Here is a 20,411-nt window from a genome sequence, read left to right on the forward strand (position 1 = left end):
TCAATTCTCCTTTACCGTCATTATATTTTCGTAGCTCGACATGAACGGAATACGGAAGCCGACCGTCTTGAATTCGTACGTCTTACCGACCTCAATCTCCGCGTACAGGTCGCTGGAATTAAACTTTCTCGCAAATATTGCGTCTGTGTTTTCGAACACTTTTGCGTTACCTTTCTCGTCATCTCCGAAAATCAGATACTTCGAGGAATCTTTGGAGGTCTTCGTTTCTTTATCTGTAACCTTTATTACGTAAGTGTTTTCGTTATGGTAAGACGCAATCGTATATGCCGGCGCCGCTACCACGAAAGAAAACACAGCCAGCGCAATTACTGCAATAGTTACACACTTTATTATGCGATCCATTATTTCGCCTCCCTTACGGACTCGACCGCCTTCTGCGCAGCCAATCCGTTGAGTACATGCGTAAATTCCAGCGCATTCTTTTGTTCGCCTGTAAATTCGTTGAACATAGAGAGAAGCGCCACATTTGCGGCAGTAAAGAATTCCGTCAAGTCTATGTCCTTTAATTCCGCAATAAAGTGGTCGGATTCTTCGTTAAAGACCTCAGAAATCGCTCCGAAAATACCTAGCGTGTATTGTTCGTATTTGCCCATTTATTCGTCCTCCCCGATAGTCGCGTTATCATCGATTCGATCGACGGTTTTAGTGACGTAAAAGATTGAATAGCCCTCGTGTCTAAGTGAGTTAATAAGGCTCTCTGCATCGATTTCGGAGCCGCAGCGAAGAACTTTAGCATCCGCATAACTAAACCCCTCCGTTTTACCTGCGATTAAAAAATATCCTTTATCCATTTACTCCGCCTCCCCCGGTTTTATAATCTTCTCGCGGACAAGATACGAAAGCCCAATCGCCACCGCATCCGATTCGTCATCTGTCCGAAATGTAAAGTCGGCTGGGAGCGAAAGCATCCGCCGTACTCCCGCCTCTACTTCGTCTTTTGATGCGCTGCCTTTTCCGGTTACGTCCTTTTTAACCGTTGTCGGCGTGATCTCCACATCTGCCTTATAGCCGTATTTACCAAGCGCTAAGTCGATGACGGCCCACGCACCAAACACCGTTTGTGTCGACCGCCTATTGCGCCCTTTCGTGAAATGCTCCCGGACAACAACGTCGAACGGCCCGTGTTCATGCAGGACCATCGTTGCCGCTGCCTCGATATAGGAATACCGGTGGCTGTCCGGCGACTGGCTTGTCGTGCTTACAGACGTTACGTGTACGAGATTCACGCGCGGTCCTGACTTCAGCCGTTTGACTTCGAGGACTGCAAATCCGGGATTAGTCGATATATCTAACGCGAGGATGCGGATAGGCTTGGCGCTAGTCATCTAATACCGCCTTCCACCCTGCGATGAGCCCTAGAAGAATAGAGATAGGAAACGATAGTGTGTCGCCAGCTTCCGGATTCATCAGCGAAATCGAACCGTTAATGATAATCGAAAGCAATACCGCAATTAACGTGTAAAGAATAAACCGCGCCATCAGACCGCCTCCCCTTTGCGTACTTTTTCGATAAACTCAAGCGCCCCGGCGTACTGCCTTTTCGTAGAATCAAAGACGTTCGACCGCTTGACCCGCGAAACCTTTTCACGGATGTCTTCCAGCTCGGCCGCCGTAAGCGATTGCGCAATAGCCGTTTTGTAACCGTTGAATGTCCAGCCGTTAAGGTCGACCGCCATCGGCTTTCCGTCGTCAATCGAATTCTGAATTTCTACGAACCTATCGAGCAGCACATCGATGTCTTCGCGCCCGATTTCAAGACCGAACGCCCGGATGTCCGGCGACTTTTCGAATTCCCCTTCCTCGTACTCCCACGCCTTCTTCGATGCGTTTACGTAGAGGATTACGTATAAGTCGACCCCATACATTTCCGCATAAGCGACGCACTGCTTAACGTGCTTTTCATCCGGCTTCTTCAGCGAATAGAAAGACGTACGGGCTGCGCTCGTTTGCTTCGACTTGATTTCGAGGCCCACGCGCAATACTTCGCCATCTTCGGTGACATAACGCATAATACCGTCGCACGTTCCGAAGAGATGAAACGTCTTGCCGGCGCGCTCGATCTTATGGTTCCGCTTGGCGAAGTCCTCGAACATCGGCGTACCGTCCGGATTGCGTTCGAAGCTGAACGGGCAAGGCCGGCCAACTTTCTTTTCGAAGTGTTTTTCCATAAAGAGCAGGTCACGCTGGATCACATCGCCAATCGCCGTTCCGATGCGAGTCCAGCGCCCCTGATACGGAGGCTTGCGCGTTATGTCTCTCGGATCTCCCAACGCCTTATGATAAAGTTCACGCGGGCAGGCATTCGCAGATGACGGCGAGAAATACGGTTTCTTCGGAAAGACTTTCGGGGCATTTGCGTACCATCGGTGGATCTGCGCGTCCAGTGCGTTATCCCACGTTTCCGGAAGCGAGTGCCATTCGTTTAGAAATTCGATGAGTTCATCCGCAATCTGCTGCGCATAGCCGGTCGGTTCGGGTGTCGGCGCTAATTGGGCGCGCAGTGAATTTGCGGCTGATCGAGCGTTTGCGTTCGTCAAACTACCACCCACTTCGTTACTACGACTTCGCGTTTTTCCACTTCAGTAATCTCGGCCAGATCGTCGGCTCCGTAAATTTCGCTGCCATACGTCCAGTAAGTCCATTCAGATCCGGATCTGCCAATTTCTCCGCGATAATGTTTATTTCCATCGGTGAAAATAACGGTTTTTCTTTGGTGCTTGTGTCCGTGCTCCCATTCGCTTTCCTCTACGACTGTGTAGGTCACATCGTCGATATCAATTCCGCCCTCAAACGCCATATCCTCCAGTTGTTCAATCGTCAATTTAACCAATTAAATCGCCTCCCTTATTCATCGTACGTCCGATAATACTGCCTAGCTTGACAAACATATCGTGATCCTCCGGAAACGCTCGAACCAAACGAATTAAGTCCGTATTATCCAGCGCAACCATATGAACTTTACGTACAATTGCGTTCTTAGGCTTAAACTTTAACGGACGGTCTGCGGAGTCTTGAACGATGTTTTCGAACTCGTTATACTCCTCTCTTACATGCGGTAGATAGATCCGGAAAACTTTAATCGTCGCTTCTACGTCGTTAAGCGCCCGATGATGTCCTTCAAGCGAGATATCGTGGCGGTTAACCACGTCCTTAAGGCTCGCAGACAATTCCGGCTCAACAAAACGCACCATAGCTCGCGTACAATAGAACCGTTCGGGCTCGATTCCTCCTCGACTGATAAACGACAGATCGAACGGAGCGTTTTGCGCAACTACGATCGAGTCGCCAATAAATTCGTTCAGCTTTTCGAGCGCTTCGGCTTCAGTCGGCGCGCCTTCGAGATCGGCCGCTGTGATGCCGGTCAGTTTCGTAATGAATTCCGGCAGCTCGCGTCCTTCTTCTAGCGCAACCATCGTATGAAAGCGATCAATTTCGTTAAATCTTTCGTCAATCTTAATCGCACCGATTTCCGTAATTTGTTCGGACTGATAATCGAGTCCTGTCGTTTCTAAGTCGAGTACAACGTAAGTTTTCGCCATATTAAACCGCCTCCCGTTTTGTTTCTTCTTCGATAATCTCCCGCACAAGCACCGGAACGAATTTTCCGATTGCCTTACGTACAGCTTTTTCTTCGAAATCCTGCGGTAAGCTGTCGGATTCTTCTTTAATAAGGTCGTCGTATACTCGGCTGCCTAAATGCGAAAGGATTACGCCCATGTCCGATAGATCGAACTTCTCTTCGATAACCCCTTCGTCAACCATCTTTCGTAGGAGTTTATCGACGCGCCCTTTCGTTGCGAACGTTCTTACGAAGGTTTGTTCGGCGTTTAATTTCGCAGGATCGCGCGGAGCTTTCTGCGGCTGCATTTCTCTGAACGAATCACTGACGACTTTTACGAAAAGCTGCTTTCCGAAATTATCGCGGTAGCTTACGTTCTTTACAACAACCCCCTCGCCTCCGGCCGACTCATTCGCTAGTGCACTGCGTCCAACAAAGTTTTGTAAATGATCAAAGCCGCGATATTTACCTGCGTAAAGAATAGGGGCCAAGGTAAGACCAAGCCGGAAAGCCTCCGTAACAACGGCAACATGTGAGAGATAAACGCCCTCTTTCTTGTCGTAAATATCGAAGAGGTAAAATTCATTCTTATTAACACCGTAATCAACCTTGTGCTTAACGAGCCATTCTCCGAAGTAGATGTAATCGCCGTTGAGGTCCTCCGGGTCGATTTTCTGCGTATATTCATAGAACCCCCGTAAGTTGTTCTCGCTGTCTAGCTTCCTATTACGCGAAAAAGCTTCCATTTCATATGTGTCAGGATTGAGCGTGAACGATGCATTTGCTCCGTCCAGTTTTTCGTAAACAACTACGTAATCATTCTCAGTCAGAACGCCCTCAGTAGTACGATGACCAAGACGCACGATATCCGTATACTTTTTCATTTCGCTCATCAAATCGCCTCCTTGTTTTTGAACCATTCTTCAACGGGCACACCTTCGCCCCATTTGCGCATGACTTCGATATCTGTACCGTTCGGCACAACGTCACCCCATCGGTAAGAATTAAGCATGATATCGCGAATTTCTTGCGCTTCTTCCCTCGTAAAATCCTCCGGAACTTCGAAAATGAGTTCGTCATGCACCGTTGACCACAGCGCCCAGCCCGGTTTGTTAGCGCAATATTCGTGCGCTTTAATCATCGTGACTTTCGTTTGAATAGACGACGAGCCCTGTACGCGGGCATTTGTCGCCTGACGCAAAGCGCGATTAATTCGTGAATTATGTTTCCTTGCGTCATCGTATTTCGGATCATTCCATTTTCCGTACGGAATGTTTTTGCGCGGGAGTTTAGCGTCTGGTAGCCGGCGTTTTCGCGCATTCAGATCAGCCCAAACGTATCCGTTTTTTCGCACAAATTCTTCGTTCTCTTTTAACCACGCCGACAGCTTCGGCATGCTTCCGAACAACTCTTCTTTAAACTCGGTCGCCTCTTTCTTACCCACGCCTAGCATATCCGCTAGAGAATAATCACTCATTCCGTATAATGTAGCTAACCATGCGACCTTCATTTTCTTTCGCTCTTTTGTGTCGGAACCATCAGCGTTCTTATAAACTTCCTCGTATGGTCGTTTGTAGAAGTTCGATGCCATCGTTGCGTATGGATCACGTTCTTCTAAAAACGCATTAATCAGTACTGGTTCGCCCGACAGGTGAGCCACACACCGGATTTCCTGCGCTTTAAAATCGGCGCCTACTAGCAGCTTTCCGGGAGGAGGACCGAACATCGGACGTGCTTCCGGTGGCTGATTCTGCACGTTAAACCCTTGCTGCGTTTTATCCTCTTCGTCCTTTCCGGAGCTGAATCGGCCCGTCACGGTTCCCATCGGATTGAATCGCGAATGCCAACGCTCAGTTGTTGGGTTTTGCTTTGTCGGCAGCGTGTCGATATACGTACCGCTTAGCTTAACGATATTTTTATACTCAAGAAGTTTCGCTATTATTTCATAATCGTCTTTCAACGGCTTGAGCGTTTTCTTAGCGTCCATATTTGGGAGATCCTTGCCGATTGCCTTCGAAAGTGCCGGTCGCATCTGATGGGTCGAGTTCAGATTTATTGGTTCGTCTCCTGCATGGAACGGCGTCAATTCCGCGACTAATTCCTTGCGCAACTCTTCCGCACGCTTATGCAGCTTTTCTCCGTATTCTTTCGCGAAATCCAAGTCGAGAATATATCCGTTAGCTTCTAAAGCCACGATTACGTACAGTAACGGAACTTCAACGGTTTGATAATAGTCCAAAATCGTCGGTATTTTCGCCATGTGATAACGCTGAAATTCGTACAGCTTCCACGTTAATTCCGTATCCTTCGCTGCGTAAACTAGCGCTATGTCTAACGGAACTTCTTTAAATTGCGCATTCCTGCCGAACAAAGCATCGAAAGTGTCTGCCGGTGTTTTTAAATATTTAGGCGCTAAGTCTTTGAGCTTAAACGAACCGGCTCCGCCTAATGTCCGATCACTCTCGTTTTCGTTAAGAAGGTGCATCGCGGTCATCGTGTCCCAAGCGACGCCTTTCAAATCGAATCCGTGCCGCCGAAGCATCGCAATATCGAATATCGCGTTGTGTAAAACCTTGCCGATTGATTCATCGTTAAATACAGGCGCCAGACCTTCGAGTACATATTCGCGACTTAGTTGCTCGTAATCAACGTGATCCACCGGTACATAAACGTGCCAGTCAGAGTATGGCAGCGTCAGTGAAAGCCCCACGATTACGTCCGTATAAACATCTACGCCTGTCGTCTCGGTATCAACTGCGATTATTGTTTCGTTATTTAACGCCTTGATTAGCGCCTGAAATCGTTCTTCAGTCGTAATTAATTCGTAATTATCCGGCGTATTCTCGACCATTTGCCGCAAGGTTTCTTCGCGCTGGGCTTCTTGGAGCGTCTTCCATAATCGGAGCGCCTCCGCCTTGCTGAACGCTTTAGGGTTGCCGGCCTTGTTAACGCAGTCAGCCGGATCGCGCGCTAGTTTGCCCGCATCCATGGCCGCCTTGACTTCCGTTACCCTTTTGCGATCGGCATCCGATAGTTTCATCGCGAATATCTTGCGCCAGCTTTCCTCGATCGGCTCGGCGGTCTTGGCTTTCGCCTTCCGCTTGGCCGTCGCCTCTACTGCGTCCGATTTCGTTGCCGCCGGCTTAAGCGCGTTCAAGTTTAACCGTAAGCCTTCCATCCGTCGTCCTCCTTCCTCGCGTAATAAATTCCGCTTATTCGCTCATTATTACGTTAAGGCATCCGAATATAAAAACGCTTAGAACGCACGTTACAGTAGCAAACACATACATGTTCAATACGCACCATCCGGCAATGAATGCCATTAATACACCGAATACAAACGCGATCGCTCTCGGTAATCTCTGCATAAATCGACCGCCTCCGTCCATCTTCGTTTATATTCCGGTTCGTTTGCCGCATACCACTCCGACCAACACGTCGCATCGCACGCATAAACCTCGAAGAGCGAATCGTAAATTGCGGCTCGCCCTTCGTAGAGGTTAGCGTTACAATTAGCGCAGGCGGCGGAGGGTTTAGCGGTCAAAGCGCGCCTCGACTGGCGTGATGAGTGTTAGGTTCGCCTCGCGTGAATATCCGTCATCGTCCCCCTCTATGTCCGTAAATCTGATCGAAAAGAATAATCGGTCATCGATGCGAGTGATCTCGAACAAGGCACCTTTAGGACTGCGGAAGATATCACCGACCCTATACTCGCCAACCTTGCGTCCGATCTTCGCCCACTTCGCTTCTTCGGCTTGCTGGCGTTCAATCTCGGCGGCTTCCTCTTCGGATAAAATTTCGAGCTGATCCGGAGTTGCGAATCCAGACCCTCTAAAACAGTTGCCGCCTTCGATTCGAATGAGAGTGCCTCTCTGGTGGTTGTAGGCGTTATCGGAAACCTCGTAAATATTACCGTCCGTGAATCCGCCTAAAGGGTAGTCTCCGCCGCCCGAAAGCAACCGTACTTTTGCGCCTTCCTTAAATTTAGCGCGTGCTGCTTCGTCTTTAGCTTCGGCAACTTCTTCGTCAGTGGCGCGTACGAGCTCACGTTCGAAAAACCAGCCGATTCTATTTCCGCTAAGATCATCGCATTTAATTGACGGGGCGGCATCGTCAATTATTGTCACTAATACGATCGTTCCTATCTCAACTTCATGGTCACGGGAATCTTTAACCACCTTCGCATAATCACCGACCTTCAGGCGCTCAACTTCTACGCTTGCGGCGCTCACTTTGCGGTAAACTTCGAATTCGTCATCGCACAGCACTTGTGTATCAAATTCGTCCCCATCGTCGTCAGTAATCCATGGATCTCCTTGCGAATCAACGTAATCAATTTCATAATACTTGCCCGAGGTTAGATAGCGTTTAGGAGCCTCATCGAACTTAATATAATCGCCATCCTGCGCTTCGCTTTTGGCGATCCGCTCATATTCCGCCTCACCCTTCAACGCAGACAAGTCGGATTTTAACGATTCGATTTCGCCTTCCGCGGAGCTGACGCGTTCTTCTAAGGACGGATTGGTGCTGGCGGCGACTTTGCGGAAGAGTACGCTCCGTGGATTATACAATACGTCACTGTGCCAATCCCCGACATCATCTCGAACTGTTGTCCATCCGTACTCCTCGTTGATTACTATTTCGTAAAACGCGCCTACAGTTAAGTCGCAGTGAATGCGTCCATTAAGTACCAGATCGCCGACACTTCCGAATTCTTTCGCCTCGCCTTCCACGCGCTCGTAAGCCGCACCGCCATACGCAACCTTCGTAATTTTACCGTTCACCATATCGAGTGTCTTAACGCCGTCTAATTTCGCCATTATACCGCCTCCGATTCGTTGATTTTCGTAAGCTCTACGTCTTCACGTCGAAAGTTCAAATCCATCCTTATCCACCGCTTGCCGTCCTTCGACTGCGGCCCCCAATACTCGGTAAGCTCGCGGTTCTCGAACATCCACACGGTAGGCACCGGACCGCGGCCGATAAGCACGCCGATAAAGTAATCGACTTCATCGAGCTTATACGGTGTCCGGTCGCTTTTACGCGCCTGAACGATAAGGCTGCCGCGCTTCTTCCGATCATAAATCGTCTTCACCTGAAACGTTTTCCACTCGCCGCTTAACGGATCTTTTGCGCTAATATCGAATGCCTCTTCCGTTTCGGACGTACTGACCGCCTGCCAGCCGCTAGCCAGCAGCGCAGCACGAGCGATCAGTTCCGAATACTTGCCGGTATCTTCTGCTTTATGCGCCATGTGAGCGCCTCCTTTTCGTTTGGTTGGTTAGGTTGATCGCGATTAAAATCCGAATGAATCTTCGTCAGGCGCTTCACTAGATTCCGTTCCTGCTCCGAGCGACAATCCGATCAAGCTAATATCGAAGCCGGCCGCGACTAGGTTTTCAATCTGTGTTTTCTCGTCCGCTTCGAACAACAATCCGTCAAACAACGCCGAGTTAAATTCCTTGCCGTCAAACTTGGCGAAGTTCTCGCGTTCCTTTTCGTTAAGATCTTCGTCAAAGTCGATCAGAGGAGCCAACGAAACTTTTGTGTCTTTTGCTTTTCCGGTAGCGTTAGTTTTCGTTAGTTCAAACGCAAGCTTGCCGAGCTTCTTTTCATATTTCGTAATTGTTGCGTATACTTCAAGCGCTTGATTGCGCGTTAAGTCTACTACGATTTCTTTTCCGGTCGCCAGATCAACGAATCCCATAGCGAAACGTTCATTTCCGCGATATTTGTTTGCTTCATCTCGTTGCGCTTTTTCCTCGTCTTCATTACCTGCTTCTTTTGCTGCGAATTGGAGGTCGCGGTGATATTTTTCTGCTAAGTCCCACGGCGTGTGATCGCTTACTACGAATCCCTTTTTATTTCGCGTAGACGGATTCTTCGCAACAAACGTGTTCACTTTTTTATAAACACCGTAACCGAAATACTGCATTAAGTCTTCCGTACCAAGAACGCGGACTTTGTATTTAGAGCCGATACTAAACTTTGCGAAGTCGATTGTATTTAAGTTACCGCCTTCGTTTCCGCCTGACTGTAGTGCTCCTAGTGCCGCTGCGCCTTTTTGAAATTGTGTCATTCGTTTTCCCCCTACGTTTTTATTAAGGCTTTTCGCCCTCGCAAAATGCCGGTGTCTGCGCCCGAAACGCCGCCAGCGCTTGGCAGTAGCGACGCGACACGGATTACCTAACGGCCGCCCCGACATTCTCCGAGGACGCGACGCGCCTATGATGCGTCGTCTTCGCCACTTTGCGTCCACATGCCGAAAAGTATTAATCCGATGATGACGGCGGCAATCGGTCCCACCCACGAAAGATCAGACATACGCCTCCACGCCTTTCGCCGCTTTTGTAAGCCTGCGTTTTAATTCGAAGGATTCGGCGGGCAATTCGTCAATCCGCATCTGAACCGCATTAATTCGCGCTTGGTACGCCATCTTCTTCGCTTTTGATCGCGTTCGTTTAAGCTCGGCCGTCAGATGCGCTATTTCTTCGTAAAGTTCTGCGGCATAATTTTCGTTATTCTGAACCGCAGCCTCTACGCTTTGCTTCATCGTGTCGTACGCTTCGTTGATAAATCGGATGGCCGTATTCTTTTCGGGAGGATGAACGGTCAGTACATAATCGCTATTCAGCGCGAAGAGTATAACGACCCCTTTACCGCCATACATCCGCGCTTCCTTGCCGTTAGAATCCACGGTTATTCCGAGATACTTTGCGTGCTGAAGCTTTTGCGCAATCCAATTACGCGCTACGTGTAAATTCGTAATATTGTAACGTTCTTTAAGGCGCTTGCGTGCGTGGTGCGAAAACTTGACCTGACCGGCGGTAATCATCCGACGCGCACCGCCTTAATCGGGGTAGCCGGGAAATAGTCGGCCGGGTCTTCATCGTGCGGCCATGCGCCTTGGTAAATGAAATCGGTGAGTTTGCGCTCATCTAGCGCTAAAAGCGTTTGAGATTCGTTAAATGTGGGTAAATTCGATGTATGCATAGTACGTTAGCCTCCGTTATTTTAAGGATAATCGCACTAAGCCGAGGACTTGTTCGCATAATTGTTCGCTTGAATTTGTTGACAATATGCAATACAATGAGGACGTAGCGAAAGTCCTTCGGGCCTAGCTGCGACAGAAATATTAAGCTGTTAATTCGCGTTGACAGTTTGATCGGAATCGTTGGATAAACTTTCGATGGGACGGAGCATTTCCTCCAAAACGTTGCGCCAACAACGTGGAAACTTCCGTATCGTTTGTACATCCGCGAGTCCAAGTATCGAGAATAAGTTTTTTTCTTTCGTCGTCCTGCGCCAACAGGGCGACTTTTTCTTTAAGCAAAACCGCGTCCTCAACACTCGCCAAAGTGTCTTCCGGCTCCCAAACGGTTCCTTCTTCGTTAATTGCTTCGATTGCAATTTCGTCCCTAGATCGTCTATTCTTCACAAATCTATGCCGGGTTTCGCGAATAATTCGCTGTATCAACGCCTTTTTTTCGCGTCCATTTTCCGCAAGATTTTCTAACGTCCTTCCGATCGCTTGATAGCACTCCTGCTCAAAGGAGGTAAAATCCGGAATTAGATGAGCGATTCGTTCCGCTTCCTTAGTTACGTAGGGAATCGCACCACTGTCAGCGGCTAACTGAAGCCTATTAAATTGTTTTTGTTCCAATTTGATATCCCCTTTCGCCTTACACTTATATAACGGGTAGGCAGTAAATGATTTTGCGACATTTCTTTTTAAAAACTTTTTATTAATTTCTTCTATGACCATATCGTACCAAAAATTCGTTTGTTTTTTCGGAAAGTTGCGATATTTATATTATGGAAATTTAGTCAACTTCTTGTATAGACAAAAAGAAAAGAGCCCGAAGGCTCTGCTTGTATTATCAACCTCCGGGGCGAAGTTCCGCTGTTCCGAAGGTCTTATCACTGCTTGCGTATTCAAACCCTTTAAGCTGTCCGGCTGCTGAAAAAATCGCTGCGATCACTAAAACACTCAATAAAATCTTCTTCAAAATAAAACATCTCCTTTTTGTTGTGTTTGTAACTACTCAATGTTTCTAATAAATAAGGGTGTATGCCTGTGGAAAGTAGATCTGAAGCTATAAGCGCTGAAATAAAGAAGTTTGACTTATATAAGAATTTACGATGGCCTTCAAGAAGATTGTCAACACCCCCTTTTTCATATATCTTTAAGCACTCATAAAAACTGTCTCCTTCTTCTAAATAAACCACCTCCTCTAAAGTTTCAAGGTATTCACTTAACTTTTGTGTATCACTTCTATACTGATACGCTTTTGCCATTACTAAGTTATTATAAGAGTCATTTATGAGATAATCTACACCAGTTAGTCGCATTAGAGAATAACTTTTTTCAAAATATTTAATTGACTCGTCTGGATTATGAAGTAATTTGGTCATTCCTAGAAGATACGTGGCATCTGCTTTTAATTTTGGAGATATATTAGCTTGTAGTATGATATTCGCGTAATGTGCCGCCCCTTTAAGATTATTTAATTTGAGATATGTGGGAGCTATCATTTCCGCAAACCTATGAATATAACACTCCTTTATAAATAGCTCTCTTTTATCATTCATTTTATTTATGCTTCTACCAATTTCCATCGCGTCAGAAATCACGAGGAAGTACTCCCCCAAACTGTAATTTCCATAACACTTGTAAATTCCAGCTAGTATGTGAAGCTCTTTATCTTTTGAAGCCTTGAATTCGTTCATTTCTTGAATCATCTCTTTAATGGATATTTTCATATCCATATAATTTAATATAGTACGATACATAGAAACATACGATTTTAGATGAGATTTCCCCTTATGTTCATTAATTAAGTGCTCAAGTAGCTTAGTGTTTCTGGTTATCGCAGCATACTCAAATGCTTGTTTAACCATCTCTTTAGAGGTATCGTCTAACTGAAGACACCAGTTAGAAATCTTACTGTCTGGATCTTTTGGAAATAATAAGTGCGCCATAACTACTAATGCCCTAAAGCCGATCGTGCCATCTTTTTTGAATTTTGTCATCGATGATTTATCAACACGTAGTTCTTTTGCTATCTGAGAATACTTTATATCATGGTCCTCGATGAAATCACAAAGTTCTCGTCTTATCGCCTCCAATTTCGGAGAGCCCCCCTTCTTCCGTTTCTTGAATTATTTTCAATTTAGAGTATAATTGAATCATACGATAAATGTTCAGCGGTGTCTACATTTTTTGTTCAGTAGTGCCGACATTTTTAAAAGGAGTATTTAAAATGGTTGATTTTTCGCCCTTATACCAGACTTTGAAAGAACGAGGACTAAAGCCTAGTCACCTAAGAAAATGCATTTCTCCTGACACACAGGCAAGCATTAAGAAGCAGCACATGACTAAAAACGCTACTATGTACATAGGCACGATTGATGTTATATGCCAATTTCTCGATGTTCCTATCGAGAAGGTTGTTCGAATTGTACCTGACGATGTGGAAAATTAAACGGAAATAGTCTATAATTTCCTCCGTGACACCTTATCTGATGTAGTACGGAGGTGTTTATTACGTTTAAGGTCGGCAAATGTCGGATACCCGAACTACGCAAGAAACGCGGAATTAGTTCCACTCAACTCGCAGCAATGGTCGGAGTATCAAAAACGCAAATGTCTGATTACGTCAACCTTCGGAATCTTCCGAGCATCGAACGAGCGTACAATATCGCGAAGATGCTCGGCTGCGCGCCCGAAGATCTGTACGATTGGATTGAGGTATCCGACAGCAACACGGAGGGTTAATACAACCTCCGCCGACCTAAAGTACGGGAATTCCCGAACCTAAACGTAAAGTATGTCTCACGACCTCCGCACGATCATACACGTCTCGCAACGCTTCTGTACCGCGCTTTATAAGTAGTTCATCAGCGTCTTTCACCTCCGTAATATAACCGTGCGCAAGCCGCACCTTTCCGATCAAATAACGCTCAATCTCCCGCCGTAACTTTTCGCCAGCTTTGTCGTTATCTGTAACCACCGTTAAATATTCGATAGGAGACTGCGCAATTATGTCCGCCTTCTGTAAATTAAATGTGCTGCCGCCTGTTCCGATCGCCGGTATGCCCGCGGAACGCCACGCCATAGCATCGATTTCGGCCTCGCATATCACCGCGCTTTTAAGCCGCTGCGCATATACGAGATCCATTCCGTACACTAAGTACCGGATAGGAATGCCGCCTTTTACGTACCAGAACGCCTTCCCCTTCGTTGCCCTATACTTAACGTTTGCCAGCCGCCCGTTAGGAAGCCGCCAAGGAATCGCGACTGCATTTCCGGCAAGCGATACGCCGGCCTCTTCTTGTACCGCGACTGCAATGCTTCGGCCCGTCAGATAAGCGTTAGGCCCCGGCTTTGTGCCTGCGAGAACCGATTCCGCTAAAGGCTCCGGCTTCGTTACGGCTTTTAATTTCGGGAGTCGAAGCGTTAAACGGCCTCCTTCAGCCGCCGCCGCATACGTATCCAATAAATAATCGATTGCGTCGTCTTCGGTTTCGCCGCGCAGGAAAGCGAGCAGTTTAACGAACCCGCCTCGCGCAAATTCTTCATCATAAGCGCCTGAGTCGCCCCAATAGCCGGCCTTTGCCGACGCTGTGTCTTCGAGGTAAACGTAAAAGCTCGGCGTCCGATCGTATCTGAATGGACTGGCGGCCAACAGACGTTCATCGCCCCAAGTCGGCCGGGTCCAGTCGAATTGTTCGAGCTCATACCGAATGTCGACGTCTACAAAACGTCCATTCAAAGTTAATATCGGCAATTCGAGACACTTCCTTTCGAGACTTGTAAATTATATTACGACATTGTTACGAGAATTACAGTCGCAATTTGTCGAAAATATTCAAAAATTTAGATGTAATTGTTGACAATATCACCCGGTAAATTCCAATCGCTCTAAAACTCGAACACGTCCGCAGCCCCGGCGCCCGTTTCCGGCTGTTTCACGACGCCGATTTGCGGCAGATAGATAATCTCTGCGACCTCCCCTTCGCCACCGTCACGCCCTTTATTCAATCCGATTAAGCCACGTCCTTCTTTCGCGTTCGTGTCAACCGCAATCAATAACGCAGCATCTTCGAGCAGGGCTTTCGTTTTCTTGACGCCTTTACGTTGCGGTAAACTCAGGTCTCGCTCTCCGTCGTCGCCCGCCTTTTCGTCATCCTCATCCGCCTGTGTCAGCGCAAAGATAGTCGCTTTCGTATGCCCGGCAAGACGTCGCAGTTTTTGCGAAGTATTAGCCGCATCCCCGCCCGCCGTCTTTGACGTATTGGCTTCGTAGTCGAGGTAATAAAATGGATCTACGAGAACGACGTCGGCTTTCGTTTCGATAATGTCCGATTTTAGATCGCGCAATGTACGAGAACCGAAGTCTTCATCGTCGACGGCACGCACCGTAATATTACCCGGAAGGATTTCGTTGAGCCGATCGAGAAATTCCATAAAGCCCGCTTCGAACTCGTCGGACAGTTTGCCCTGACGTACATCGCGAGAATTGAATCCGCCCGGTCCTAAATAACCGATATCACGTTCCATATTGACGCCTTCTAACGGATTATTGTCGATGCCGAATTCTCCTGAAATAGATACATATAAGCGCACCAGCACTTCGTACCAGCCCATTTCCATCGACCAAATCAGAACGTTCGCCCCCTGCATCGCGCAGTTAATGACTTCCTCTAACGCTATGGCCGATTTACCCCGGCCCGACTTTCCGTAGATCACGTACACGTTCGATGAAACATAGCCGCCCATCGCCCGGTTAATAAAATCGAATTTGCTGCGCCAGATCCGGAAGGATTCGCCGGCCTTACGGTTTTCATATTCCGTTTTAAATTTGTCGATGTCTCGTTTGATATCCGTACCAACCGAATTTCGAACGTTTGTTCTCATTTTAAGACTTTCGGCCTGCCCCGTCAACCACTCGAAGAATTTTCCCATATCACCGCTTTTTTGCGCTTCAATAAATCGTTTTTCGAGCTGCGGCTGCTGAACTTGGCGATTGGTTTCCGGATCAATACGGCCGTTCATCAGCTCGATAAATTCGCGCTCGGCCGCCCGATCCTTTAGGTTTTTCGCAAGATAGTCGTAACTGGCTTCGATATTAAAATCCGGCTGGAAGTCCGGCACCTCATTCGCAACCATCTCGGCCGTCGGCGCTTGGCCTCGGTATTTTTCCGCGTAATCCATGACGTACCGGAAGGCCTTGCGTTCGCCCTGCGTTTGGAAGTCGGCTTCAGAAACGTTGAAGCGCAGCAGGGCGTTCGGATCGTTCGCTTCGATGGCTTTCGATATTAGCAAAGTCCCGTAGTTCATGGGCGCTCCTCCCTTCGATTTTTACGAAAGACAGTCCGTCGAACTAATGCTCTTACTCCTAACGCAATCCCCTCCGCCGTATATAAAGCGCCTTCCCCGATATAGTAAATCGCGACTAGTGGTAAGTATATCGGGGATAGGACGAAGAAGATCACGTTTTCTATGCGTACTTGTTTAGTCCACTCTTCATCCGTATAAACGTATCTAATTCTGCGCTTCATTCGCCCGCCTCCCGTCTCAATTTCGTCATCACAGCGTCAGCCTTCGTTTTATATTCCGCATCCCCGAACGTCTCGTACAAGCGCATGTTATCGTTGTATTCGTCCAGCAACCCGTCGATTTGTTTCGCCTCTTCCTTCGCTTTCTTTTTCGCCATATCACTCGCCACCTTTTTGAGTCCTTTTCCTAACTCCGCGACGCTTTCTACGCTTGGTAATGTCGGAAAAATGTCCGCAATATGAAACGCTCCGCCCGACGGCTCCGGATAATTCGTCACGTCGTACGTTAAGAGATAATCTTCCGCGAACTGTTTCCGACAGACCAACCGCAGATCCATTTCGAACGCTTCGAGGAATTCACCGTTTATGGCATCAGTCAGCTCGAAATCGACGTATTCACTTACGCCCCACTCATCGGTTGCCTTTACTTCTCGCCAAGCATCAACGTAGAAAATCCGATTTTCGTACCCGGCAACCGATACGATATCTCCGAAGGTGAATTCCGTTTTCATCTACGCATCCCCCTTTTCGATTCGCCTACGAATTCAATCTCGCGGCATAGGTCGCCCACCCGATCGGCCAGCCGCTTCTCCTTGAAAACATCCGCCAACGAATCGAGCGTAATATTACTCGTATATATAGTCGGTAGCTGGTTCGTCACTCTTGCGTTAATTACTGCGTGTAGATAGCCCCGAAATGCGGGCGTACAGTCTCTCACCCCTATATCGTCTAGGACCGCAAATGGCGCTGACATAGCGAGTTTCATCTTCCGTTGAAATTCCGCCATGCCTTCGTCGTCATTCGCCATAGTCGCCAAGTTAAACTCTGTCTGCCATTCGTTAACATCGAGGAAATATGCCGGACGCTGTAAAGGCGTTAAGCCTCGTCGCAATGATCGGCTGTAATGAACGCGCAGCCATTCGTTTAGAAGCGCCGCTGCTGTCGTTGTTTTGCCAGTTCCGGTCTTTTCACTTACGAGGTACAACGACTTAATGCGATCGGCTGGCGATATTATTCCGGTACCTTGGTCGAGTTGACGATCGAAAGTCTTAACATAAGCTTCCGCCATAGTCGTTACGCTTTCTTTTACAACGGTCGGCTCCCGTTTCTTTATATAAATAGCATCGCGTGCAGGCGAATTCTGAAGCGTGACAAGCCGGTACTCACGCGGAAGCCCTGCCGCCGCCGACCGTCCGCCGTTCCCGCTTACGCCGTGCATCGCGATGAAATGCGTACAGTGCCGCGTACATGCGGCGGTCCCGGCCGCTTTGCATCCGTCAGCGAGTACGCAAGTGTTTTCGTTAGTCATATTCGCGGACCTCCTTCCGATCAATTCGTTTTCTCATCGTTCTTTCATGCTTCGTGCGCATTCGTTTATCTGCGCCCTTCACTCGGGGCTCCGGATACATTGCGTCGTAAGTCCAATCGTACCCGCTATACTTTTTAAACACTGCTGTTTTCAAGCGTCTATGGTACGTCACTCACGCGCCTCCTTTCGTTAGTTCTCGTTTGCCGGATGGCGATGTAAGAGCTTAATCGTATCCGCAAGACCAATCGGCACTGATACTTCCGTTACATGATTCGTTTCCCATTTTTCAGATTGACTTCGCGCATATACAACAACATCCTCATCGTAGACATATTTAACAACTCCGACAGTTTTTGTTGAAATTCGGTACGATTGAGGTTTCCGAAATAGCCGAAACCCTAATTCGGTAAATTCAATTACGTCGCCCTTTCCGATCTTGCTTCTATCAAATACTTTTCGCGTTTCCATTTTAGTAATACTCATTCGCCCACCTCTTCGCGTGAGTCGTCGATAATCGTTAGATCAGCGTCATCTATAAAATCGTACCCTCCGCCGACATATCGGTATTTACCATCCGCAATTTCTTTAATCTTTACTTCGTAGCTGACATCGCCGATTTCGTCTTCACACCAGCTCTGGTAGTAAGTCTCCGAGTACTTTCCGCAAACAATGTCACCCACACGAACCTCAGTCGGCTGTGGAGCGTTCAAGTATTCGTCCGGTACCGCCAAGCCTAGCGCACGTCTTAGCGCAATCGCCTTTCCGATATGAACGTTGAAGCAGTCGTCCGGTGCGGCTTTTGCTCGGCCGACATGGCGTGGTGTCTTATCGTTAAGCCGTCTAACCAGAGCCGTCACTTTTCGTTCTTTTGAATCCACTATAAATTCAACGTAATAAACCTTTACTTGGTAAGTCTCGTTCCCTTTCGATGAGTCAATGCCCGTATGATAGAATCCGTGCTCCCTTAGACCCTCAACGTCCGCCTTCGCCTGCTCAACGATTTCATCACGGCGTGCTTGTGGGGTCTTCTTGGAATTCATTCCCGCCAACTTTCGCTGAGCTTGTTTAGCCGCTCGGAATCCTGCTTGGAACATACGCTTTTTTATCGCCTCCATAACTGCTTCTCCATGCGCGTATAACTCACGGTCCCCCATTGCGTTCAAATCGATTTTCATTTCGTCAGCCTCCTCGTAATTTACTCGCATAAAATCGCCGCTACTTTTGCGAAGTCCTCTTTGTGGACTGAAACCTGATCGTAACCTTCGCCAATTCGGATCACATCGCCTTCAATCTCGAACGCTATCGTTTTCTGATCCTCGTCAAAATACGAATCGTTTATCGTGTTAATTACGACTCTCATATCCACCGCAACCCCTCCTCGTTAATTTACGTTAAAACCACGTATTATCTACGCCTTCATTGCGTTCGGCCCGTTTCTGTTCGGCCTTTAATTCGTTAACAGCCCGCTGCAAGTTCCGCCCCATATACGTCTGCATCCATCCGAAACTCACGCCCGGCCAATCCATGGACGGCTTATAATCCGCAAAGCACATATCGATGAATCGCTTCGTTATCTCCGGCCCGTATGCGCCCGGCTTTCGTTTCGTACCGACCCAACGCCCGAGCATGCCCGCTTCGGCCTTCCACGGCTCACGGGTAGGCATCGGAACGTAAGGGACGCCGTAGAGCCGCTCGTGCTCCGCTTTGAGGTACGCTTGGAAGTCGCGCGTATTCCACTTGGCGACCGGCTTCGTTTCATACGTTGTCATCTTCGTCACCCATTTCGGTAAGAATCGCATAATAATCGCATTCTTGCGCGTATGATTCGTAGAGGTCAATTTTCCCTTGTAACTCCGCAATGTGATCGAGGAGCACCGGAATATCTTGGCGGGCGTTTGCGATGAAATTTGCGTCCTCTAACTGTGTAGTAGTGAATTCAATTTCCGCTATTTCCCCTCCGTTATTCATTCCACCACGCATAGTCGGAGAATAAACCACTAAGTCTCCCCACTTGTTTCCGCAGAACTTCCACGGACCTTCCTTAGCCTTCTCCGAACGCTGACGGATTTCTTCGAGTTGATCTTTCGCCAATTTACCGTTCATCTCCCGGCCTCCTCATGTAATGCTTCGATTTCGTAAATAAGCCGCCAAACATGATGATAAAGGTGTTCGGGTATGCCGAGCTTTAGCGCCGCTATCGCTTCGTTTAATTCGTACGGTGTCGGTCGTCTCATCGCGCGTTCACTCCTTCGATTTTAATCCCGAGAAGATTGAGCGTATTGATAACGCCTTCCCTTTCGCATTCCAAACTGAACGTAACGCCCCGGGATTGCGCAGTCCGCTGCTTTTCCTGAAGTTCGGCGAAATACTCGCGCACACGATCTTCCGGAGTACCTTCGACTTCGTATCCGTTAATTAACGCAGCCGCTAATGTGGTGACGTCCATATCATCGAAAGTGTGACCGTCATACCAGCGATGAGAGTATCCCGAGACGAATTCCGCATGTGAACGTAATATCCAATCGTCTTCGTGTCCGAACCCTCTTGCCGATTCGATAGCCTCCGCCTGTTCCTTCGTGAGTGTCGGCTTCATTTTAGCGCCTCCTTTGCGTGCAAGTTAATTTCGTATAGCGCAGTAACCGGAACCAAATCGACGCTTTCTTCAGGTAACTGCGACTTTATTTCGATCACCTTCAGCGCCGCCTTCAACCGCTCATTCTCGCCAATCAAATCCGCCACAGCACAGCGCAATCGTTTAACTTCTTCGGTCATCGCTTGCCCTCCCATTCCGGAAATATTGATTTTACGAACTCTTCCGTTGTCAATTCGCGCTTGGTTCCGTCTTTAGCTGCGACAATGAAGCCTTTCGGGTTAAGTTCGGCGCGAAGCTTGACACCGTACACATCTGCGATCTCTTTTAGCGTTTGAACATTAACGTCATTTCCAGCCACGTTTTCGCCA

At 47.9% G+C, this 20,411-nt stretch carries 31 protein-coding genes; 1 reads left to right on the forward strand and 30 read right to left on the reverse strand.

Translation table 11 applies throughout. From position 1 onward, the window contains the following. From SB847_RS10975 to SB847_RS11055, 17 genes are all read right to left on the reverse strand, one after another. Positions 1-363, reverse strand: coding sequence for a hypothetical protein (locus SB847_RS10975; RefSeq protein WP_410577779.1), 363 nt, complete (start codon positions 361-363; stop codon positions 1-3). Beyond that, positions 363-614 (reverse strand): hypothetical protein, encoded by a 252-nt coding sequence (locus SB847_RS10980; protein WP_025851622.1) that lies wholly within the window; start codon positions 612-614, stop codon positions 363-365. Before SB847_RS10980 ends, SB847_RS10975 begins: the two co-directional genes overlap by 1 nt. Then, positions 615-812 carry a hypothetical protein gene (locus SB847_RS10985; RefSeq protein WP_106503116.1) on the reverse strand — a complete coding sequence of 66 codons (198 nt, stop codon included), beginning with the start codon at positions 810-812 and terminating at the stop codon, positions 615-617. Continuing rightward, positions 813-1,346 carry a crossover junction endodeoxyribonuclease RuvC gene (locus SB847_RS10990; RefSeq protein WP_410577782.1) on the reverse strand — a complete coding sequence of 178 codons (534 nt, stop codon included), beginning with the start codon at positions 1,344-1,346 and terminating at the stop codon, positions 813-815. Next, on the reverse strand, positions 1,339-1,500 hold the full coding sequence (locus SB847_RS10995; RefSeq protein WP_158649792.1) for a hypothetical protein: 162 nt from the start codon (positions 1,498-1,500) through the stop codon (positions 1,339-1,341). The genes SB847_RS10990 and SB847_RS10995 overlap by 8 nt, the downstream gene beginning before the upstream one ends. After that, positions 1,500-2,558 carry a hypothetical protein gene (locus SB847_RS11000; protein ID WP_410577784.1) on the reverse strand — a complete coding sequence of 353 codons (1,059 nt, stop codon included), beginning with the start codon at positions 2,556-2,558 and terminating at the stop codon, positions 1,500-1,502. Before SB847_RS11000 ends, SB847_RS10995 begins: the two co-directional genes overlap by 1 nt. Beyond that, positions 2,555-2,851, reverse strand: a complete 297-nt coding sequence (locus tag SB847_RS11005; RefSeq protein WP_410577785.1) for a hypothetical protein — start codon at positions 2,849-2,851, stop codon at positions 2,555-2,557. Before SB847_RS11005 ends, SB847_RS11000 begins: the two co-directional genes overlap by 4 nt. Then, the gene (locus SB847_RS11010) at positions 2,844-3,560 is read right to left on the reverse strand and encodes a 3'-5' exonuclease (protein WP_410577787.1); all 717 of its coding nucleotides are present in this window, start codon (positions 3,558-3,560) and stop codon (positions 2,844-2,846) included. Before SB847_RS11010 ends, SB847_RS11005 begins: the two co-directional genes overlap by 8 nt. 1 nt (position 3,561) lies before the next feature. Further along, on the reverse strand, positions 3,562-4,473 hold the full coding sequence (locus SB847_RS11015; protein WP_410577789.1) for an RNA ligase family protein: 912 nt from the start codon (positions 4,471-4,473) through the stop codon (positions 3,562-3,564). Next, positions 4,473-6,758, reverse strand: a complete 2,286-nt coding sequence (locus SB847_RS11020) for a DNA polymerase (protein ID WP_410577791.1) — start codon at positions 6,756-6,758, stop codon at positions 4,473-4,475. Before SB847_RS11020 ends, SB847_RS11015 begins: the two co-directional genes overlap by 1 nt. 34 nt (positions 6,759-6,792) lie before the next feature. Beyond that, positions 6,793-6,948, reverse strand: a complete 156-nt coding sequence (locus tag SB847_RS11025) for a hypothetical protein (RefSeq protein ID WP_410577793.1) — start codon at positions 6,946-6,948, stop codon at positions 6,793-6,795. 165 nt (positions 6,949-7,113) lie between these two features. Then, on the reverse strand, positions 7,114-8,400 hold the full coding sequence (locus SB847_RS11030) for a hypothetical protein (RefSeq protein WP_410577794.1): 1,287 nt from the start codon (positions 8,398-8,400) through the stop codon (positions 7,114-7,116). Next, the gene (locus SB847_RS11035) at positions 8,400-8,834 is read right to left on the reverse strand and encodes a hypothetical protein (protein WP_410577796.1); all 435 of its coding nucleotides are present in this window, start codon (positions 8,832-8,834) and stop codon (positions 8,400-8,402) included. Before SB847_RS11035 ends, SB847_RS11030 begins: the two co-directional genes overlap by 1 nt. Before the next feature lie 42 nt (positions 8,835-8,876). Next, positions 8,877-9,659 carry a hypothetical protein gene (locus SB847_RS11040; RefSeq protein ID WP_410577798.1) on the reverse strand — a complete coding sequence of 261 codons (783 nt, stop codon included), beginning with the start codon at positions 9,657-9,659 and terminating at the stop codon, positions 8,877-8,879. 237 nt (positions 9,660-9,896) lie between these two features. Beyond that, positions 9,897-10,415 (reverse strand): hypothetical protein, encoded by a 519-nt coding sequence (locus tag SB847_RS11045; RefSeq protein WP_410577800.1) that lies wholly within the window; start codon positions 10,413-10,415, stop codon positions 9,897-9,899. Between the two features lie 300 nt (positions 10,416-10,715). Next, positions 10,716-11,243 (reverse strand): hypothetical protein, encoded by a 528-nt coding sequence (locus SB847_RS11050; protein WP_025851639.1) that lies wholly within the window; start codon positions 11,241-11,243, stop codon positions 10,716-10,718. A 281-nt stretch (positions 11,244-11,524) separates the two neighbouring features. After that, entirely contained in the window at positions 11,525-12,709 is a 1,185-nt protein-coding gene (locus SB847_RS11055) for an AimR family lysis-lysogeny pheromone receptor (RefSeq protein WP_025851640.1), read from the reverse strand. Positions 12,710-13,118: 409 nt separating this feature from the next. On the opposite strand from SB847_RS11055, the gene SB847_RS11060 reads away from it, so the two are divergent. Continuing rightward, positions 13,119-13,358: a helix-turn-helix transcriptional regulator gene (locus SB847_RS11060; RefSeq protein ID WP_025851645.1), complete on the forward strand. Its 240-nt coding sequence runs from the start codon at positions 13,119-13,121 to the stop codon at positions 13,356-13,358. 16 nt (positions 13,359-13,374) lie between these two features. Here the strand turns inward: SB847_RS11060 and SB847_RS11065 are convergent, their stop codons facing one another. The 13 genes from SB847_RS11065 to SB847_RS11125 all read right to left on the reverse strand — a co-directional run bounded on the left by SB847_RS11065 (position 13,375) and on the right by SB847_RS11125 (position 20,401). Continuing rightward, positions 13,375-14,370, reverse strand: a complete 996-nt coding sequence (locus SB847_RS11065; protein WP_410577803.1) for a toprim domain-containing protein — start codon at positions 14,368-14,370, stop codon at positions 13,375-13,377. A 134-nt stretch (positions 14,371-14,504) separates the two neighbouring features. Further along, positions 14,505-15,923, reverse strand: coding sequence for a P-loop NTPase family protein (locus tag SB847_RS11070; RefSeq protein WP_410577805.1), 1,419 nt, complete (start codon positions 15,921-15,923; stop codon positions 14,505-14,507). 217 nt (positions 15,924-16,140) lie between these two features. Further along, on the reverse strand, positions 16,141-16,653 hold the full coding sequence (locus SB847_RS11075; RefSeq protein WP_410577807.1) for a hypothetical protein: 513 nt from the start codon (positions 16,651-16,653) through the stop codon (positions 16,141-16,143). Further along, entirely contained in the window at positions 16,650-17,450 is an 801-nt protein-coding gene (locus tag SB847_RS11080; RefSeq protein ID WP_410578023.1) for a P-loop NTPase family protein, read from the reverse strand. The genes SB847_RS11075 and SB847_RS11080 overlap by 4 nt, the downstream gene beginning before the upstream one ends. A gap of 189 nt (positions 17,451-17,639) precedes the next feature. Further along, positions 17,640-17,933, reverse strand: coding sequence for a hypothetical protein (locus tag SB847_RS11085; RefSeq protein ID WP_410577809.1), 294 nt, complete (start codon positions 17,931-17,933; stop codon positions 17,640-17,642). Continuing rightward, positions 17,930-18,625, reverse strand: coding sequence for a hypothetical protein (locus SB847_RS11090; RefSeq protein ID WP_410577811.1), 696 nt, complete (start codon positions 18,623-18,625; stop codon positions 17,930-17,932). Before SB847_RS11090 ends, SB847_RS11085 begins: the two co-directional genes overlap by 4 nt. A gap of 20 nt (positions 18,626-18,645) precedes the next feature. Next, positions 18,646-18,816, reverse strand: a complete 171-nt coding sequence (locus SB847_RS11095; protein WP_327967846.1) for a hypothetical protein — start codon at positions 18,814-18,816, stop codon at positions 18,646-18,648. A gap of 25 nt (positions 18,817-18,841) precedes the next feature. Next, complete coding sequence (locus SB847_RS11100) at positions 18,842-19,219, reverse strand: hypothetical protein (RefSeq protein WP_410577813.1); 378 nt, start codon at positions 19,217-19,219, stop codon at positions 18,842-18,844. After that, positions 19,206-19,553, reverse strand: a complete 348-nt coding sequence (locus SB847_RS11105; RefSeq protein WP_410577815.1) for a hypothetical protein — start codon at positions 19,551-19,553, stop codon at positions 19,206-19,208. The genes SB847_RS11100 and SB847_RS11105 overlap by 14 nt, the downstream gene beginning before the upstream one ends. Then, positions 19,550-19,684 (reverse strand): hypothetical protein, encoded by a 135-nt coding sequence (locus SB847_RS11110; RefSeq protein ID WP_410577817.1) that lies wholly within the window; start codon positions 19,682-19,684, stop codon positions 19,550-19,552. The genes SB847_RS11105 and SB847_RS11110 overlap by 4 nt, the downstream gene beginning before the upstream one ends. Further along, positions 19,681-20,043 carry a hypothetical protein gene (locus tag SB847_RS11115; RefSeq protein WP_410577819.1) on the reverse strand — a complete coding sequence of 121 codons (363 nt, stop codon included), beginning with the start codon at positions 20,041-20,043 and terminating at the stop codon, positions 19,681-19,683. Before SB847_RS11115 ends, SB847_RS11110 begins: the two co-directional genes overlap by 4 nt. Next, a complete protein-coding gene (locus tag SB847_RS11120; RefSeq protein WP_410577821.1) occupies positions 20,040-20,222 on the reverse strand; it encodes a hypothetical protein in 183 nt (60 codons plus the stop codon). Before SB847_RS11120 ends, SB847_RS11115 begins: the two co-directional genes overlap by 4 nt. Further along, a complete protein-coding gene (locus SB847_RS11125; RefSeq protein ID WP_410577822.1) occupies positions 20,219-20,401 on the reverse strand; it encodes a hypothetical protein in 183 nt (60 codons plus the stop codon). The genes SB847_RS11120 and SB847_RS11125 overlap by 4 nt, the downstream gene beginning before the upstream one ends. Positions 20,402-20,411 lie beyond the last annotated feature (10 nt).

Source organism: Bacillus sp. SIMBA_026, assembly GCF_046535335.1.
Taxonomy (GTDB): domain Bacteria; phylum Bacillota; class Bacilli; order Bacillales; family Bacillaceae; genus Bacillus; species Bacillus velezensis.

What these genes read in the sequence shown, in the direction of transcription:
- SB847_RS10975 (WP_410577779.1), bottom strand. Translation starts at nt 363, where the DNA reads ATGGATCGCATAATAAAGTGTGTAACTATTGCAGTAATTGCGCTGGCT.
- SB847_RS10980 (WP_025851622.1), bottom strand. Translation starts at nt 614, where the DNA reads ATGGGCAAATACGAACAATACACGCTAGGTATTTTCGGAGCGATTTCT.
- SB847_RS10985 (WP_106503116.1), bottom strand. Translation starts at nt 812, where the DNA reads ATGGATAAAGGATATTTTTTAATCGCAGGTAAAACGGAGGGGTTTAGT.
- SB847_RS10990 (WP_410577782.1), bottom strand. Translation starts at nt 1,346, where the DNA reads ATGACTAGCGCCAAGCCTATCCGCATCCTCGCGTTAGATATATCGACT.
- SB847_RS10995 (WP_158649792.1), bottom strand. Translation starts at nt 1,500, where the DNA reads ATGGCGCGGTTTATTCTTTACACGTTAATTGCGGTATTGCTTTCGATT.
- SB847_RS11010 (WP_410577787.1), bottom strand. Translation starts at nt 3,560, where the DNA reads ATGGCGAAAACTTACGTTGTACTCGACTTAGAAACGACAGGACTCGAT.
- SB847_RS11015 (WP_410577789.1), bottom strand. Translation starts at nt 4,473, where the DNA reads ATGAGCGAAATGAAAAAGTATACGGATATCGTGCGTCTTGGTCATCGT.
- SB847_RS11020 (WP_410577791.1), bottom strand. Translation starts at nt 6,758, where the DNA reads ATGGAAGGCTTACGGTTAAACTTGAACGCGCTTAAGCCGGCGGCAACG.
- SB847_RS11025 (WP_410577793.1), bottom strand. Translation starts at nt 6,948, where the DNA reads ATGCAGAGATTACCGAGAGCGATCGCGTTTGTATTCGGTGTATTAATG.
- SB847_RS11030 (WP_410577794.1), bottom strand. Translation starts at nt 8,400, where the DNA reads ATGGCGAAATTAGACGGCGTTAAGACACTCGATATGGTGAACGGTAAA.
- SB847_RS11035 (WP_410577796.1), bottom strand. Translation starts at nt 8,834, where the DNA reads ATGGCGCATAAAGCAGAAGATACCGGCAAGTATTCGGAACTGATCGCT.
- SB847_RS11040 (WP_410577798.1), bottom strand. Translation starts at nt 9,659, where the DNA reads ATGACACAATTTCAAAAAGGCGCAGCGGCACTAGGAGCACTACAGTCA.
- SB847_RS11045 (WP_410577800.1), bottom strand. Translation starts at nt 10,415, where the DNA reads ATGATTACCGCCGGTCAGGTCAAGTTTTCGCACCACGCACGCAAGCGC.
- SB847_RS11070 (WP_410577805.1), bottom strand. Translation starts at nt 15,923, where the DNA reads ATGAACTACGGGACTTTGCTAATATCGAAAGCCATCGAAGCGAACGAT.
- SB847_RS11075 (WP_410577807.1), bottom strand. Translation starts at nt 16,653, where the DNA reads ATGAAAACGGAATTCACCTTCGGAGATATCGTATCGGTTGCCGGGTAC.
- SB847_RS11080 (WP_410578023.1), bottom strand. Translation starts at nt 17,450, where the DNA reads ATGACTAACGAAAACACTTGCGTACTCGCTGACGGATGCAAAGCGGCC.
- SB847_RS11085 (WP_410577809.1), bottom strand. Translation starts at nt 17,933, where the DNA reads ATGAGTATTACTAAAATGGAAACGCGAAAAGTATTTGATAGAAGCAAG.
- SB847_RS11090 (WP_410577811.1), bottom strand. Translation starts at nt 18,625, where the DNA reads ATGAAAATCGATTTGAACGCAATGGGGGACCGTGAGTTATACGCGCAT.
- SB847_RS11100 (WP_410577813.1), bottom strand. Translation starts at nt 19,219, where the DNA reads ATGACAACGTATGAAACGAAGCCGGTCGCCAAGTGGAATACGCGCGAC.
- SB847_RS11105 (WP_410577815.1), bottom strand. Translation starts at nt 19,553, where the DNA reads ATGAACGGTAAATTGGCGAAAGATCAACTCGAAGAAATCCGTCAGCGT.
- SB847_RS11110 (WP_410577817.1), bottom strand. Translation starts at nt 19,684, where the DNA reads ATGAGACGACCGACACCGTACGAATTAAACGAAGCGATAGCGGCGCTA.
- SB847_RS11115 (WP_410577819.1), bottom strand. Translation starts at nt 20,043, where the DNA reads ATGAAGCCGACACTCACGAAGGAACAGGCGGAGGCTATCGAATCGGCA.
- SB847_RS11120 (WP_410577821.1), bottom strand. Translation starts at nt 20,222, where the DNA reads ATGACCGAAGAAGTTAAACGATTGCGCTGTGCTGTGGCGGATTTGATT.